Origin of the sequence: Maribacter flavus (genome assembly GCF_008386635.1) — a bacterium.
GTDB lineage: Bacteria > Bacteroidota > Bacteroidia > Flavobacteriales > Flavobacteriaceae > Maribacter > Maribacter flavus.
The window spans coordinates 2022883-2037759 of sequence record NZ_VUOE01000001.1; the positions used below are offsets into that span (position 1 = coordinate 2022883).

The 14877-nt window shown below is 43.1% G+C and carries 14 protein-coding genes; 1 reads left to right on the forward strand and 13 read right to left on the reverse strand.

What is annotated here, in order from left to right:
* Nucleotides 1–204 precede the first annotated feature (204 nt).
* Entirely contained in the window at nucleotides 205–1059 is an 855-nt protein-coding gene (locus F0361_RS08730; RefSeq protein ID WP_154918059.1) for a YihY/virulence factor BrkB family protein, read from the forward strand.
* Here F0361_RS08730 and argH read toward each other — a convergent pair.
* The 13 genes from argH to F0361_RS08795 all read right to left on the reverse strand — a co-directional run.
* Nucleotides 1056–2336, reverse strand: a complete 1281-nt coding sequence (gene argH, locus F0361_RS08735) for an argininosuccinate lyase (protein ID WP_154918060.1) — start codon at nucleotides 2334–2336, stop codon at nucleotides 1056–1058. The two genes, F0361_RS08730 and argH, sit on opposite strands and share 4 nt — an antisense overlap.
* A gap of 73 nt (nucleotides 2337–2409) precedes the next feature.
* The gene (locus tag F0361_RS08740; RefSeq protein ID WP_154918061.1) at nucleotides 2410–3474 is read right to left on the reverse strand and encodes a M20 family metallo-hydrolase; all 1065 of its coding nucleotides are present in this window, start codon (nucleotides 3472–3474) and stop codon (nucleotides 2410–2412) included.
* A 1-nt stretch (nucleotide 3475) separates the two neighbouring features.
* Entirely contained in the window at nucleotides 3476–4255 is a 780-nt protein-coding gene (gene argB, locus F0361_RS08745) for an acetylglutamate kinase (protein WP_154918062.1), read from the reverse strand.
* Between the two features lie 92 nt (nucleotides 4256–4347).
* Nucleotides 4348–5100, reverse strand: coding sequence for an SDR family NAD(P)-dependent oxidoreductase (locus F0361_RS08750; protein ID WP_246160843.1), 753 nt, complete (start codon nucleotides 5098–5100; stop codon nucleotides 4348–4350).
* Nucleotides 5101–5102: 2 nt separating this feature from the next.
* Nucleotides 5103–6041: a Rossmann-fold NAD(P)-binding domain-containing protein gene (locus tag F0361_RS08755; protein ID WP_154918063.1), complete on the reverse strand. Its 939-nt coding sequence runs from the start codon at nucleotides 6039–6041 to the stop codon at nucleotides 5103–5105.
* Entirely contained in the window at nucleotides 6038–6802 is a 765-nt protein-coding gene (gene proB / locus F0361_RS08760) for a glutamate 5-kinase (RefSeq protein ID WP_138257036.1), read from the reverse strand. The genes F0361_RS08755 and proB overlap by 4 nt, the downstream gene beginning before the upstream one ends.
* A gap of 160 nt (nucleotides 6803–6962) precedes the next feature.
* Nucleotides 6963–8159, reverse strand: a complete 1197-nt coding sequence (locus tag F0361_RS08765) for a glutamate-5-semialdehyde dehydrogenase (RefSeq protein WP_154918064.1) — start codon at nucleotides 8157–8159, stop codon at nucleotides 6963–6965.
* Nucleotides 8156–9283 (reverse strand): aspartate aminotransferase family protein, encoded by a 1128-nt coding sequence (locus F0361_RS08770; protein ID WP_154918065.1) that lies wholly within the window; start codon nucleotides 9281–9283, stop codon nucleotides 8156–8158. Before F0361_RS08770 ends, F0361_RS08765 begins: the two co-directional genes overlap by 4 nt.
* 325 nt (nucleotides 9284–9608) lie before the next feature.
* Nucleotides 9609–10403, reverse strand: a complete 795-nt coding sequence (gene proC, locus F0361_RS08775) for a pyrroline-5-carboxylate reductase (protein WP_154918066.1) — start codon at nucleotides 10401–10403, stop codon at nucleotides 9609–9611.
* Nucleotides 10404–10511: 108 nt separating this feature from the next.
* Entirely contained in the window at nucleotides 10512–11486 is a 975-nt protein-coding gene (gene argC / locus F0361_RS08780; protein WP_154918067.1) for an N-acetyl-gamma-glutamyl-phosphate reductase, read from the reverse strand.
* Nucleotides 11479–12666: an argininosuccinate synthase gene (argG, locus tag F0361_RS08785; RefSeq protein ID WP_154918068.1), complete on the reverse strand. Its 1188-nt coding sequence runs from the start codon at nucleotides 12664–12666 to the stop codon at nucleotides 11479–11481. The genes argC and argG overlap by 8 nt, the downstream gene beginning before the upstream one ends.
* A 42-nt stretch (nucleotides 12667–12708) precedes the next feature.
* Entirely contained in the window at nucleotides 12709–13329 is a 621-nt protein-coding gene (locus F0361_RS08790) for a GNAT family N-acetyltransferase (protein WP_138257350.1), read from the reverse strand.
* Nucleotides 13330–13566: 237 nt separating this feature from the next.
* Nucleotides 13567–14877: mannosyltransferase (locus F0361_RS08795; RefSeq protein ID WP_246160844.1), on the reverse strand; the 1311-nt coding region annotated here is incomplete at its 5' end.

Genomic DNA, 14877 nt, shown 5'->3' on the forward strand with positions numbered 1-14877 from the left:
CATTATAATGTTTGCTGAAAACGCTTTCAACCTCGAATTATTTTAGGAAGGATCAGAAATGATGTCAGTTGCCCATTATTAGTTGTAAACAGTCCTACACAATTAATTTTACAAGTGTTTTCAGGGTTTGGGATAGTATAATTCCGATATGGGTCAACGAAATTGGAGTAGATAAAATAGCTTCAAAAAGCCAAAGGTGATACGATGAAATTTAGTTTGAAACAGCTTCCAAAATTATTATGGGCGACTTTTAATTCCTGGTTGGAAAAGGAACCTTTTAAAATAAGCGCCGTAATAGCGTATTACGCGATTCTTTCTTTACCCGGACTTTTAATTATAATACTTGAAATTGTTGGTTCCATTTGGGGAAGGGAAATAGTTCGTGGGGAACTTTTTTCTGAAATATCTTCAGCCATGGGCCCTGAAACGGCACAGTCCATCCAGGTAATGTTGGCCAATACAGGCAATGAAAACACATCTACCTTGGCCACTATTTTAGGGGTCTGCGTGCTTATTTACGGCGCAACGGGGGTATTCTACCAATTGCAAAATGCCCTGAACGAAATTTGGGGCGTATCACCCAACTATTCCAACGAACTATTGGCTACCATTTTTGGTAGGTTGAAAAGCTTTGGTTTTATTCTGATTTTTGGTTTTCTTTTGCTGATAAGCTTTGTGATTACATCCTTGCTATCGGCATTTTCCAGGCAATTGTCGAGCATATTGTCCACTCAGGTAGTAGGTTGGACCTTTGTAATGGACATCTTATTATCATTGGTTTTTATTTACTTTCTATTCGCCGCCATGTTCAAGTTTTTGCCCAGCAAAGTAGTCAAGTGGAATGCCGTAAAAATTGGGGCGGCACTTACGGCACTTTTGTTCCTGATGGGAAAATACGCCCTGGCCTTTTACTTTGGGAAAGCGGAACCCGGTTCAACCTATGGTGCGGCCGGCTCCATCATTTTAGTCATGTTATGGGTTTCCTACTCCAGCCTCATCGTTACCTTTGGCGCACAGTTTACCAAGATCTATTCGGATAGATTCGTTAGGTCAGGCTAACCTAGTTTATCCATTTTTGCTTTGATTTCGGGCAGACAAAGATTGCCCAAACTGCCTACATGGGAATGGGAAATATCCCTTTTTGGGGTAAAGGTACCTTGCTGGATTTCCTGTCCCATTTTCTTGTAGGCATCCCTGAACGGCATTCCGTTTTGGACCAACTCGTTCAAAGTATCCACACTGAACAGGTAATCGTATTTTTCATCTTCCAAAATATCCTTGTTCACCTGGATTTCCGCCAAGCTGAATGTAAGTATTTCCAAGCAGGCCTTCATGTCCTGAATGGCGGGCACGATGATTTCCTTCACCAATTGCAAGTCCCTGTGGTAACCGCTGGGTAAATTGTTGATGACCAATGTCAATTGATTAGGGACGGATTGCAGTTTGTTACATTTTCCCCTAACCAGTTCAAAGACATCCGGATTTTTTTTGTGGGGCATGATGCTGCTCCCGGTGGTCAACTCGTCTGGAAAGGAAATAAAATTGAAGTTTTGGCTCATGTACAAACATATATCCATCGCCATTTTGGATAGGGTGGACGCGATACTTGCCATCCCGAAAGCTGTTGCCTTTTCAACTTTTCCACGTCCCATTTGGGCGGCCACCACATTATATTTTAGGGTCTCAAAGCCCATTTCCTTAGTGGTAAAGCTTCGGTCTATTGGAAAGGAACTTCCGTATCCCGCTGCACTCCCCAAGGGATTTTGGTCGGCCACTTTATAGGCAGCTTCTATAAAATAAAGATCGTCTATCAAGCTTTCGGCATAGGCGGAAAACCACAGCCCGAACGATGAGGGCATCGCTATCTGCAAGTGCGTATATCCCGGGAGCAAGACATCCTTATATGTTTCGGCCTTTTCCAAAAGCAGGTCGAATAATTCTTTGGTCCTGGATTTAATTTCAGACAACTCATCCTTCAGATATAAATGCATTGCCACCAAAACTTGGTCGTTTCTAGATCTGGCCGTGTGGATTTTTTTGCCTGTATCGCCCAAACTCAAGGTAAGCATGTATTCTATTTTGGAATGCATATCCTCAAAGGAGGGCTCAATGGTGAAGGTCCCCCTTTCAATTCTTGAGGCGATGGCATCCAATTCCTTGACCAGCTCCTGGGTTTCCTTTTGCGTCAAAAGACCTATTTTCCCCAACATTTTCGCATGTGCCTTTGAGGCGATCACATCATATTTTGCCAGTTGTAAATCCAATTCCCGATCGTTGCCAACCGTGAACTGGTCTATTTTTTTATCCGTGCTAAATCCTTTGTCCCAGAGCTTCATCGTTGTTCAAATTCAATTTCAAGTGCAAACATCAAGTTCAAAAAATTTGTGTTTGAACTTGAACTTGTGTTTATTATTTAATAAATCCTTCTAATATCTTAATATACAAATCAATGCCTTCCTCAATTTCGCTTACATATATAAATTCATCCGCGGAATGGGAACGTGTACTGTCCCCCGGTCCCAATTTTAAGGATTGGCAACTCAATGCCGCTTGATCGGATAGGGTAGGGGAACCATAAGTTTTACGTCCCAATGCGATGCCCGATTTTACCAAGGGATGGTCTTTGTCGATGCTTGAGGAGTTGAGACGCAGCGAACGTTCCTTTAATTCGCAGGGTGCCTCACGTTTCAATAAATCGGCAATTTCCTGGTTGGTGTATTTATCGTTCACCCGTACGTCCACTACCAAATCTACCTGAGAAGGGACAACGTTATGTTGACTCCCCGCGTTTATTTGAGTAACCGTCATTTTCACGTCTCCCAAAACTTCGGATTTCCTGTCGAAAGAATAGTTTTTGAACCACTCCAATACTTCGATTGTATTATATATGGCATTATTATCGTTAGGATGCGCCGCATGTGATGGCGTTCCCTTTACCACGGCATCGAAAACCACAAGGCCCTTTTCCGCAATGGCCAATTGCATAAGTGTGGGTTCGCCAACAATGGCCACATCAATTTTGGGCAGACTGGGCAAAAGTCCCCGCAAACTGTTTTTTCCGGCATTTTCCTCTTCGGCCGAAGCGACCATCAAAATATTATGATTCAGGTTTTCGGCATGATAAAAATAGGCGAAGGTTGCCAACAGGGAAACCAAACATCCCCCTGCATCGTTACTTCCCAGTCCAAATAATTTGCCATCCTCAATATGGGGCAGGAAGGGGTCTTTTGTGTATGCTTGGTTAGGCTTTACGGTGTCGTGATGGGAGTTAAGCAATAGTGTTGGTTTGGAATCGTCCCAATACTTGTTCTTTGCAAAAATGTTGTTGTGAATACGCTCAAATGGAATATCCAGGCCCTTGAACCAATTTTCCAAGGCAGCCGCCGTACCTTCTTCCTCTTTTGAAAAGGAGGGTGTGGAAATCAATTCCTTTAGCAGTTCTAAGGCCTTTTCCGTAAGTGTTCGTTGGTTCATTTTATAAGGTTATGGTCGTAAATAGGTCGTTGTTTTGGTTCAACATGAACATATTTCCCAAACAGACTGATTTTACGTTATTATGTAATGCATAGAAACAATTTTCCAATTTGGGCAGCATCCCGTCCGCAATAATGCCTTCGTGTAAAAGCTCCTTGTATTTTTTTGTGTCGATGTGCCTTACTACCGATGCTTCATCGGTCACGTCCATCAAAACCCCCGGTTTTTCAAAACAGTAATAGAGTGTTGTGTCGTATTTTTCTCCCAATCCAATGGCCAATTCAGAGGCGATAGTATCCGCATTTGTATTTAAAAGCTGCCCATTGCCGTCGTGGCTCATGGCACAAAACACCGGGGTTAGACCTAGTGAAACCAGATTGGAAATTGTTGTTGTATTCACACCATCAATATCGCCCACAAATCCAAAATCGATTTCTTTAACCGGTCTTTTTTGGGCCTGTATGCTATCAGCATCGGCACCGCTCAGACCAATCGCATTGCACTGGTTTGCCTGTAATTTAGCAACAATATTTTTATTGGTAAGACCCGCATAGACCATGGTGATAATGTCCAAGGTTTCTGCATCGGTAATTCTGCGACCGTTTACCATTTTGGATGCTATGCCCAATTTGGAAGCCAATTGTGTAGCCAGTTTGCCACCGCCATGTACCAAGATTTTAGGACCTTCCATTTCGGAAAACAAATGGATGAATCGCTCCATTTCGGCCTCGTTCTCAATGACGTTTCCTCCAATTTTTACAACCGACAGTTTTTCTCTCATACGTATAAAATTGGGTCAATAGATTGATTCTTAAACATTTCCTTCTGTATAGATATTTAACTTACCATAATAAACCCCTCGGGGGGTTCATCTTACGAATTTATAATTCCTCCGTCAATGGTCATCGCTGTTCCCGTTATCCAGCTAGCTTCTTCAGAGACTAAGAACAAGGCCAATTTTGCTATGTCCTCCGGTGTTCCCAAGCGTTTCATTAGGGTCGCCATGGCCGCATCTTCAACGGCTTTACCAGGCACTGAAAATGCTTTCGCCGAATCCCAAAGTAAGGGTGTATCAACCGGACCTGGGCATATTGCGTTTACGCGTACTTCTGGACCATACTCTACGGCCATTTGTTTCATCAAAGCTACTGAACCAGCCTTGGAAGCACAATAGGCAGGGTGATTGGGAAAGCTTTTGAATGCAGCGATGGATGCATTGATTAATATATTCCCTTTTGATGCTTGAAGATGTGGAACAGCATATTTACACAGATAAAAAATGGCGCTGAGGTTGGTATGTATGGTATTGTTCCAGTCCTCCATAGAAAGATTGACCACATTGCCCAAACCCAGTATTCCAGCATTCAGGGAAACTATATCGAGTGTGCCAAAATGGGAAATCGCCGTTGCTACCAACTTTTCATTGTAGTCTATATTGCGGATATCCCCTCCAATAAAAATGGAATCTTTTAAGCTGGATGAGAGCTCCAACCCACGTTCTTCGTTTCTACCGGATAAAATCAATTTAGCACCTTCTTCCCAAAATTTGGTTGCAATCGCCTTGCCCATACCGCTGGTAGCGCCGGTAACGATACATACTTTGTCTTTCAGTTTTGCTTCAATCAAGGTTACAGGTTTTCCAGAATTTTCTTTAAAACGATTTGGGCCGCATATGTCCTGTTATTGGCCTGTTCAATGACCAAACTCTGATCGCTGTCTAAGACGGCATCCTCGACCACGACGTTCCTTCGAACCGGCAAACAGTGCATGAATTTTGCAGACCCCAGCTTCTTTTTGGTCATCATCCAATTAGGATCTTGGTTCAGGACCTTGCCATATTCCTTATAACTGCTCCAGTTTTTTATATATACGAAATCTGCATCTTGCAGGGCTTTTTCCTGATCGTATTCAATGTGGACATCCTTCGTAATAGCTGGATTAAGTTCATATCCTTTGGGATGTGTAATGACAAAATCTGCTTCCTGTAGCTGCATCATTTCCACAAAGGAATTGGCAACGGCATGGGGTAGCGCCTTGGGGTGTGGTGCCCACGACAGCACAACTTTTGGTCTTTCCTTGCTGTTGTGCTCTTCTAAGGTAATGGCATCTGCCAAGGCCTGTAAAGGGTGGCCTACGGAACTTTCCATATTGACAATGGGAATACCGGCGTATTTTTTGAATCCGTTCAGGACAACTTCCGCTTCGTCCTGCTCCTTATCGGTCAGCGTAGCAAAGGCACGAATGGCCACAATATCACAGAATTGGGAAACCACTTGGGCCGCTTCTTTGACATGTTCCGATGTGTTTTGGTCCATCACCGTACCATCCCCGTATTCCAAGGTCCAACCCTCGCTTCCAAAATTCATGACCATTACGTCCATGCCCAGATTCATCGCCGCTTTTTGGGTGCTCAAACGTGTCCTAAGGCTATTATTAAAGAAGAGCATGCAAATGGTTTTATTCGCTCCTAGGTTTTTATCTGCCTTTGGTTGCGATTTTAAAATTCTTGCCTCCTTTACCCATACGGATAAATTATCAATGTCTTTAATGGATAAATAATGCGTCATACTACTATTTTTGTAAAGTTCGATGCTCCTTCAATTGCATCCAAAATAAAATTATCCTTGAGCCCGTTTACGATCCATGTTTCGATGCGGGCCTTTTTTGCGATTCTGGCCGCCTGCATCTTGGATTCCATTCCGCCCGTACCGTGGGAGGATTTTTCCAAGCTTATTTCTTTTTCCAGTTCCTCAATATTCATTACCTCCGGGATTGTCTGTGGTTTAGAATCGTGGATAGTATCCTTGACATATATGCCATCTGTATTTGTGGCGATGATCAACACATCCACATCTAAAAGGCTTGCCGCTAATGCCGCTAATTTATCGTTATCACCGAATTTGATTTCGTCCGTTGCCACCGTATCGTTTTCATTGATGATGGGAACAAAATTATTTTCTACCAAGACATTGATGGTGTTCTTGATATTTTCCTTGGATTCCGGTTTTTCAAAGTCGGAATAGGAAAGGAGGCATTGCGAAGTGAACAGTCCCAACTCCCTAAAATTCTCCTGATAGATGCGCATGAGGTGCGGCTGACCTATAGCCGCCAATGCCTGTTTCACGGTAATTTCCTTCCCATTGTGTTCCAATTTTACGAACTGCTTTGCAGCGGCGATCGCCCCGGAACTTACGATGATGAATTCATAATCGTTTTTCAGTTTGGCGATTTGCCGTGCGATATCCTCAATCTTACCTCTGGAAATCTGATCGGTTTCCTTGGTAAGGGTATTAGAGCCTATTTTTAATAAAATCCTTTTTTTCATTATTCGCTATTGGCTGTTCGCGGGACGATTTTTGTTATTTGTCGAAAGCTGTTGGCTACACATTAGACTCTATCTATTTTCTAACATCTAACATCCATTCTATTTTATCTACCTCAACATACTCTTAACTCTGCACTCTGCATTCCAAACTATTATAAACCATCTATCTTATTTGCCCATTTCCTTTCACATACCACTTGTTGGTCACCAAATGTTGAAGGCCGATAGGCCCTCTTTGATGTAATTTATCCGTACTGATGGCCAATTCACCTCCCAGTCCAAATTCGCCCCCATCCGTAAAGCGGGAGGATGCATTGTGATAAACTGCGGCAGCATCCACGGAATTCAGAAACTCGGCTGCCTTTTCCTCATTGTTTGTGACTATTACGGCAGAATGCCCGCCGCCATACGTGTTGATGGTAATTATCGCTTCGTCCAAATCCGGTACCTGCCCTATGAGTATTTTATAATCCAAAAACTCCTCGTACCATACTTTTTCATTGGGCATGACCGAAGTGCCTTCCAATCCTTCCAACTTTGCATCGGTCAGAATCTCGACCTTGTGCTTTTTTAAAGATTGGATGAGGTGGTGCAAAAACTCTTGTTTTCTTGGCAAATCCCTTGAAATCAACACCTTGTCCAAGGCATTGCAGGCCGATATTTTCGAGGCCTTCCCATTGATGATAATGTCCAGGGCCATCTGTAAATCGGCATCGGTATCCACATATACAAAATTGTTGCCCCTACCGCTTACGATGACCGGGCAGCGGGCATGTTGCTTTACAAAGGCAATCAATTTTTCCCCGCCCCTAGGGACTATCAAATCCAATTTCTGCGTTGGATGTTCCAAAAAGGCTTGGGTCTGTGTACGGTCAAATTCTAAATAGGTCACCCAATCCTTAGGACACTCGTGCTCTTCCAGCGCCTTATGCCAAAGTTCTACCAAAAATAGGTTGCTGTTCAGGGACTCCTTGCCGCCTTTCAATAAAATTTTGTTGCCCGATTTAAAGGCGATTCCCGCCGCCTCAATGGTAACATCGGGCCTTGATTCATAGATAATCAAGATGGTTCCAAAGGGCGCAGTTCTATTACTGACCTTAATACCGTTTTCATGGGAAAAGGCAAAACGTTCAATGCCCAAAGGGTCCGGTTCCGATGCCAATTTCTTCAAGGCGGAGATCATACCAGCTACTTTGGCATCGTCCACTTTCAATCGGTCGCCCATGGCCAGATCCGCCCCGTCGTAATTATCCAGATCTAATTTGTTGGCGGCCAACAAGGCCGATTTCTCCATGGAAATCAGTTGCGCCATGGTCGTAAGCACGGCGTTTCTGGTCGTTATGTCCAACTGTTTGTTCACTTCAATGCGGCTTTTAGGGCTTCAAAAAATATATCGATATCCTTTTCAGTAATATTCAGGGCCGGTAGAATTCGCAGCACATGTTTGTCCTTGGCACCCCCCGTGAACAAATGATGGTCATAGATCAATTTTTTTCGCAACGGACCCACTTCAAAACCAAATTCCAACCCTAGCATCAACCCTTTGCCTTTCACCCTCTTCACTTGGGGGATTTCGGTTGCCTTTTTTGTAAAATAATAGCCAAGCTTGGCGGCATTTTCTATTAAATTCTCTTCCTCAATCACTTCCAAAACGGCGAGTGCAGCGGCACAGGCCAAATGGTTTCCTCCAAAAGTGGTGCCCAACATGCCGTGACTTGCCTTGATATTTTCATGCAATAGAATACCACCTACCGGAAATCCATTTCCCATGCCTTTTGCGATACTTATAATATCTGGTTCAATCCCATGATGCTGAAAACCGAAGAATTTTCCACTTCTTCCGTAACCCGATTGTACTTCATCGGCGATGAGGACCGCTTCATGTTCCTTGCACAGCGCGGCTATATTTTGATAGAATTGTGTCGATGGCTCGTCCAAGCCACCAACCCCTTGGATTGCTTCTATGATGACGGCACATACATCGCCCTTGTTCAATTCTTTTTTCAAGCCTTCCGCATCGTCCAAGTCCAAAAAGGTAACTTGCTGCTGCTTGTTTATAGGAGCGTTGATGGAAGCGTTGTCCGTCGCCGCTACCGCAGCGGAAGTCCTGCCGTGAAAACTATTTTTAAAGGCGACGATCCGGGATTTTCCAGTAATAAAGGAAGCCATCTTCAGGGCATTTTCGTTGGCCTCCGCCCCTGAATTGCAAAGGAAAAGATTGTAGTTTTCACAGCCTGAAAGTTTGCCCAGCTTTTCGGCGAGTTCTTCCTGAATCGGATTTTGAACGGCATTGCTATAAAACCCGATGTTGTCCAACTGGTCCTTTATCCGTTTCACATAGTGCGGATGTGAATGACCTATTGAAATTACGGCATGACCACCGTAAAAATCCAAATATTCCTGTCCTTTAGCATCGGTAACTACAATTCCTTTGGCCGAAACCGGAGTAACATCGTACAAAGGGTATACGTCGAATAGTTTCATATCATGAGCCCCCTAACCCCCAAAGAGGGTATTTTACGGGGTGTTTGTTTTAATCGTTAATTATATTTTTAAGTATCAAGTCCAAGGGTCCAGTTCAAACTCAAACTCAAATTCAAATATTAAGTTCAAGTAAAAAATGTCAATTATTGGATTACTTTCTATCCCACTAGTACACTATTTCACAAACTCACTTATCCAACAATCCTCATATCCGCACATCAATCAATCCACCAATCCACAAATCTTCAAATTAACCAATCCACCAATCCTCACATCCACACATCAATCAATCCATTAATCTTCAAATCCCCTAATTCCCAATACGTCACCTCTTCTTAAACTCGGTAATTTTATCGTAGGATGCCACAATACCCTGGATCAATGAGGAACTTAAACCTTGGTGCTCCATTTCGTTCAAGCCCTGGATGGTACAGCCCATGGGGGTCGTTACCCGGTCTATTTCCTCTTCCGGGTGGTTGCCGGATTCAATCAATAATTTTGCGGCACCATTACAGGTATGCATGGCCAGTTCTTGTGCTTCCCTGGCATCAAAACCAAGCTGAATGGCACCTTGGGTGGTGGCGCGGATCAACCGCATCCAAAAAGCGATGCCGCTGGCACAGATTACCGTTGCTGCCTGCATCTGCGATTCCGGAATTTCCATGGAGTGCCCCATCCTATTGAAAATGGCTTTGGCCAATTCGATCCGTTTTTTGCCTTTTTCATTACTGCAGATGCAGGTCATGGATTCACCAACGGAAATTGCCGTGTTGGGCATACTCCTAATGATGTATCTGTCTGTTCCAATTACGTCCTCAATCCTGTTCAACTCAAATCCCGTGATGGTGGAGATAATGACATGATTGTCCGTGAACAGGTCTTTGACACTTTCCAGAATACTTGCAAAATGCCCTGGCTGCACCGCAAAAATCAGGATATCGCATTTGGCAACCGCTTCCCTATTATCCGGTGTGACAGTAACATTGCCATATTTCTCATATTCAGAGATGGACCTTACATTACGTTTGGTCAGGTACATGCTCGTGGCACCGTTGCTGTTCAGAATTCCTTTGGCAATGGAAAGTCCCAGATTACCTGCTCCTATGATCGCTATTTTCATTTCCCTTTTTCGTTATTCGTTGTTGGATTTTCGTTGTTAACAGTGCTTAGAAAATCTTCGATTTTATTCACTATCCCTCTAACGTACTAATCCACTATTTCACTATCATTAAAAAACCCCAGCTTTCAAATTCAGTCCCAAATTTTCTTCCAACCCTAAAATCAGGTTCATATTTTGTACCGCCTGTCCGGATGCTCCTTTTAATAAGTTATCGATGGCCGATGTTATCAAAAGGGTATCGTTATGTTTATGCAGGTGTATATGGCAATTGTTGGTATTTACCACTTGCTTTAGACTAATAGGTTCTTCCGAAACATGCGTAAAAATGGCATCGGTATAATACTCCTTGAACAGGGATTTGGCATCTTCCAAGGAACCTGAAAAATCCGTATAAGCCGTAGCAAAAATGCCCCGTGTAAAATTCCCCCGGTTTGGTAGGAAAAACAATTCGCCAATAGGTTGCTGAAAGGAACGCAGGCTTTCGTTGATTTCCCCCAAATGCTGGTGCGTAAAGGGCTTATACCAACTTACGTTGTTGCTGCGCCAGCTAAAGTGGGAGGTGTCCGTAGGGCTTATGCCCGCACCTGTACTTCCTGTGACCGCGTTTACATGGATCTTGTCCGATAACTTTCCTGCCTTAGCCAATGGCAACAGCGCCAATTGAATGGCCGTGGCAAAACATCCGGGATTGGCGATGTATTGGGCATATTCAATATCGGAAGTATTCAATTCTGGCAGACCGTACACAAATTGTTTTCCGTTGAAATTGGCATCGGCCTGTAACCGAAAATCGTTGCTCAAATCGATGATTACCGTCTTCTCGGAAAAGTTGTTTTCCAATAAAAATTGGGAGGAATTCCCATGTCCCAAGCAAAGAAAGACAACATCCACCTCAAGATTCACGGTTCCGGTAAATTGCATATCGGTCAGCCCTAAAAGGTCGGGATGCGCAGTATATAAACCCTTACCGGCCCTGGTAGTGGAATAAACAAAATCGATTTCCACTGCAGGGTGATTCAATATTATCCGTATGAGTTCCCCCCCAGTATATCCCGAACCTCCAATAATACCCGCTTTAATCATTGCCTTGATTTACGTGGTTGTATATTTTTCCCGCATTGGACTGGATTTTAATAAAGCCCTTGGCTTCCTCGGCCGTCCAGCCCTTGTTCATTTCGCCATAACTTCCAAAGGAGGCATTCATAAGGTCGTGTGGTGAGGAAATACCGTTCAATCGAAACTGGAAGGGGTATAAACTCACGAACACATCGCCCGACACCGTTTTTTGGGTATCGGTTAAAAAGGCCTCGATGTTCCGCATGACGGCATCCAAATATTGTCCTTCGTGCAACAGCATCCCATAGAAATTACCTTGCTGCTCCTTTTGAAATTGTTGCCATTTGGTCAAAGTATGTTTTTCCAAAAGATGGTGGGCCTTAATGATGATTAAGGCGGCCGCTGCCTCAAAACCTACCCTCCCCTTAATTCCAATAATGGTATCACCTACATGGATATCCCTGCCAATGGCATATTTGGAGGCCATTGCTTCCAATTTTTCTATGTTGTTTACGGGAGTATCGGTGGTTCCGTCCAAAGCGACCAATTCTCCTTTTTTAAAGGTCAGTTTAACATTCGTTGGCGTTTTTTCTTCCAACTGGCTGGGATACGCACTATCCGGCAGAGCCTTTTCAGAAGTCAAAGTTTCCTCGCCCCCAACCGAAGTTCCCCAAAGTCCTTTGTTGATACTGTATTTGGCCTTTTCCCAAGGGTAGTCCACCCCATTTTCCTGTAGATATTTGATCTCGACTTCCCTGGCCAATTTGTTGTCACGGATGGGGGTGATGATTTCTATTTCCGGAGCGATTATCTGAAAAATCATATCGAAACGCACCTGGTCGTTACCGGCTCCCGTGCTACCGTGGGCAATGTATTTGGCCCCTATATTCTTGGCATGGTTAACGATCTCTATGGCTTGAACGATACGTTCGGCACTTACCGATAACGGATAGGTATTGTTCTTCAATACGTTGCCAAAAATTAGGTACTTGACCACTTTCTCATAAAACGTCTGTACGGCATCAATAGAGGTGTAGGAAGTGGCGCCAAGTTCCAAGGCCTTTTTCTCAATGTTTTTAATTTCCTCAGGAGTAAACCCGCCTGTATTTACGCTCACGGCATGGACCTCAAATCCTTTTTCCTTTGATAGATATTTGGCGCAATAGGAGGTGTCCAATCCACCGCTGTATGCTAAAACTAATTTCATTACTTATTCTATTTAGTTCCCTAATTGGGAATCAATTTGATATTATTTATTCTCTTTTTTAAAGAACAAGGCCTCCTTGATACTTTTTAATCGTTTAAAGGATTTGCTATTAATCTCCTTTTTCTTCTTGTCCTTTTCCTTGCGTTCCGGATCGTAAAGCATTCCCGTGCAAAGACACATTTTACGCTCGGTACGGGTCAGAATATCGAAGTTTTTACAGGTTTGGCAACCTTTCCAAAATTCGGGGTCGTCCGTTAGTTCTGAAAATGTAACAGGTTGGTATCCAAGATCGTAATTGATTTTCATTACTGCCAATCCTGTAGTGATTCCGAATATTTTGGCATTTGGGAATTTCTCCCTACTCAGTTCAAAAATCCTACCCTTAATGGCCTTTGCAAGTCCGTGACCTCTATAATCAGGGTGTACGATCAACCCAGAATTGGCCACGAATTTTTCATGGCCCCATACTTCGATATAGCAAAATCCGGCAAATTTGTCCCCGTCCAAGGCAATAATTGCATTTCCGTTGGACAATTTCTTTTGAATATATTCTGGAGTGCGCTTTGCAATCCCCGTTCCACGAACCTTGGCGGATTCCGCGATGGTATCGCAGATAATCTGTGCATATTTAAAATGTGATTCGTTAGCAACAACTAGTTTCATTGCCATGTTTGGATTTTAATAAGAAATAAAAATAAGATTTTGCTCGTGCGGAAATGGACTCACCTAATTCCATTAAAAATGTACAACCCTTACGGGCGACGACGGCGAGATACGAACGGACTGATGGGAGTACTGATACTCGTAAAAATAGAAATGTAAAGCTTCTCGTTCATAATGAAGTAAAAGTACAAATTAAATTGAACCTAAGTAAGAATGGGCCTATTTTTTACAAAAAGCTTACTTTTTGTTAGGATGCACGAAAATTTCATATCCCATAAAACCCAATACCACGGCATATTCCAAAGCCAGAAGGAGTAAATTTTCCTCATTGTTCACTTGGGAATAGGCAAAATAACTGAGAACGATCATACCTGTCCAGATTACAGGAAACTTAACAGAATTAAAGACGCCCAAAAGCAATACCGAAATGATGTACCACGGATGGACCGTTGTTGAAATCATGTAATACATTGTGAGCAGCCACATCATGGAAGCCATGAGTGTTAGGAGGTCCTTATTGTTCCTTAGAAAAGTAAGGAGTAGGGCCGTGATTAAGGTTAAATAAGGAACAATTTTGCCATACTCCTTTATGAATTTCCAGGGTTTTTCATCCATGGCAATGGCAACGCGTTTTGCCACATTGTAGAAGCCTGCATTGAATTCAAAGTTTGAAAACCAGAGTCCGACAGTCTCTGTATAGTTGGTTAAAAAGGCAGGGTCATAAAAAGGCAAAAACAATAGGATCGAAATACCTGCGATTATAAGATAAAAAGGCAGGCTCTTTTTTAGTCCGAAATATGTTAAGAACAAGGGCATAAAAAGCAGGGGAACCAATTTGACCGATATGGAACAGGCCATGACGATGGCCGCAAGCTGCCATTTGTTTTGGGACAATAAATACAGCGACCACACCAGAAAAAACAGCATGATACCTTCAAAATGAAGGTTACCGGTGAGTTCAACGATGACCAAGGGATTCAAAAAGTACCAACAGATAAGGTGCGGGGACCTATTGAGGTTTTTTAATAGTTTCCGGCCAAAATAAAAGATACCCAAATCGGCCAGGATAATCGTGCTTCTTAGAACTACAATTGAGCCCAAGATGGACTTTCCGCCTAACAGTGCCGCAAGGGCAAATACCATTTGGTGCAAAGGAGGATAGCTGCTGTAATGTTTGGCGCTTAGACTACCCATTCCCTGGTGCAATTCCTGTGCGTTCGCAATGGGAAGGTCCCGATTTTCAATAAGGGTGTTTGGAACTTCCAAGTACGGATTCAAAAGGTTTATGACGAGTTCCCCGTCCCAAATAAAACGAAAATAATCCTGGGACAAGTGGGGCTCAAGCGGGATAAAAATCAGCCTGAACAAAATTCCAGATACCAACAGAAACCGAAAGTTCCATTTTTCGAATTGGATAAGTTTCCAATAGAAAAAGAAAAGTGCCGCAAATAGAGTAAAAAGCTTTACATAGTCCGTTCGTTCCAACTGAAAGGCTAGACTATAGTAAAAAACCATGGAGAACAGCGCAAAGAGCAAGGGCAGTCTAAG

What these genes read in the sequence shown, in the direction of transcription:
- F0361_RS08730 (WP_154918059.1), top strand. Translation starts at nt 205, where the DNA reads ATGAAATTTAGTTTGAAACAGCTTCCAAAATTATTATGGGCGACTTTT.
- argH (WP_154918060.1), bottom strand. Translation starts at nt 2,336, where the DNA reads ATGAAGCTCTGGGACAAAGGATTTAGCACGGATAAAAAAATAGACCAG.
- F0361_RS08740 (WP_154918061.1), bottom strand. Translation starts at nt 3,474, where the DNA reads ATGAACCAACGAACACTTACGGAAAAGGCCTTAGAACTGCTAAAGGAA.
- argB (WP_154918062.1), bottom strand. Translation starts at nt 4,255, where the DNA reads ATGAGAGAAAAACTGTCGGTTGTAAAAATTGGAGGAAACGTCATTGAG.
- F0361_RS08755 (WP_154918063.1), bottom strand. Translation starts at nt 6,041, where the DNA reads ATGACGCATTATTTATCCATTAAAGACATTGATAATTTATCCGTATGG.
- F0361_RS08770 (WP_154918065.1), bottom strand. Translation starts at nt 9,283, where the DNA reads ATGAAACTATTCGACGTATACCCTTTGTACGATGTTACTCCGGTTTCG.
- proC (WP_154918066.1), bottom strand. Translation starts at nt 10,403, where the DNA reads ATGAAAATAGCGATCATAGGAGCAGGTAATCTGGGACTTTCCATTGCC.
- argC (WP_154918067.1), bottom strand. Translation starts at nt 11,486, where the DNA reads ATGATTAAAGCGGGTATTATTGGAGGTTCGGGATATACTGGGGGGGAA.
- argG (WP_154918068.1), bottom strand. Translation starts at nt 12,666, where the DNA reads ATGAAATTAGTTTTAGCATACAGCGGTGGATTGGACACCTCCTATTGC.
- F0361_RS08790 (WP_138257350.1), bottom strand. Translation starts at nt 13,329, where the DNA reads ATGAAACTAGTTGTTGCTAACGAATCACATTTTAAATATGCACAGATT.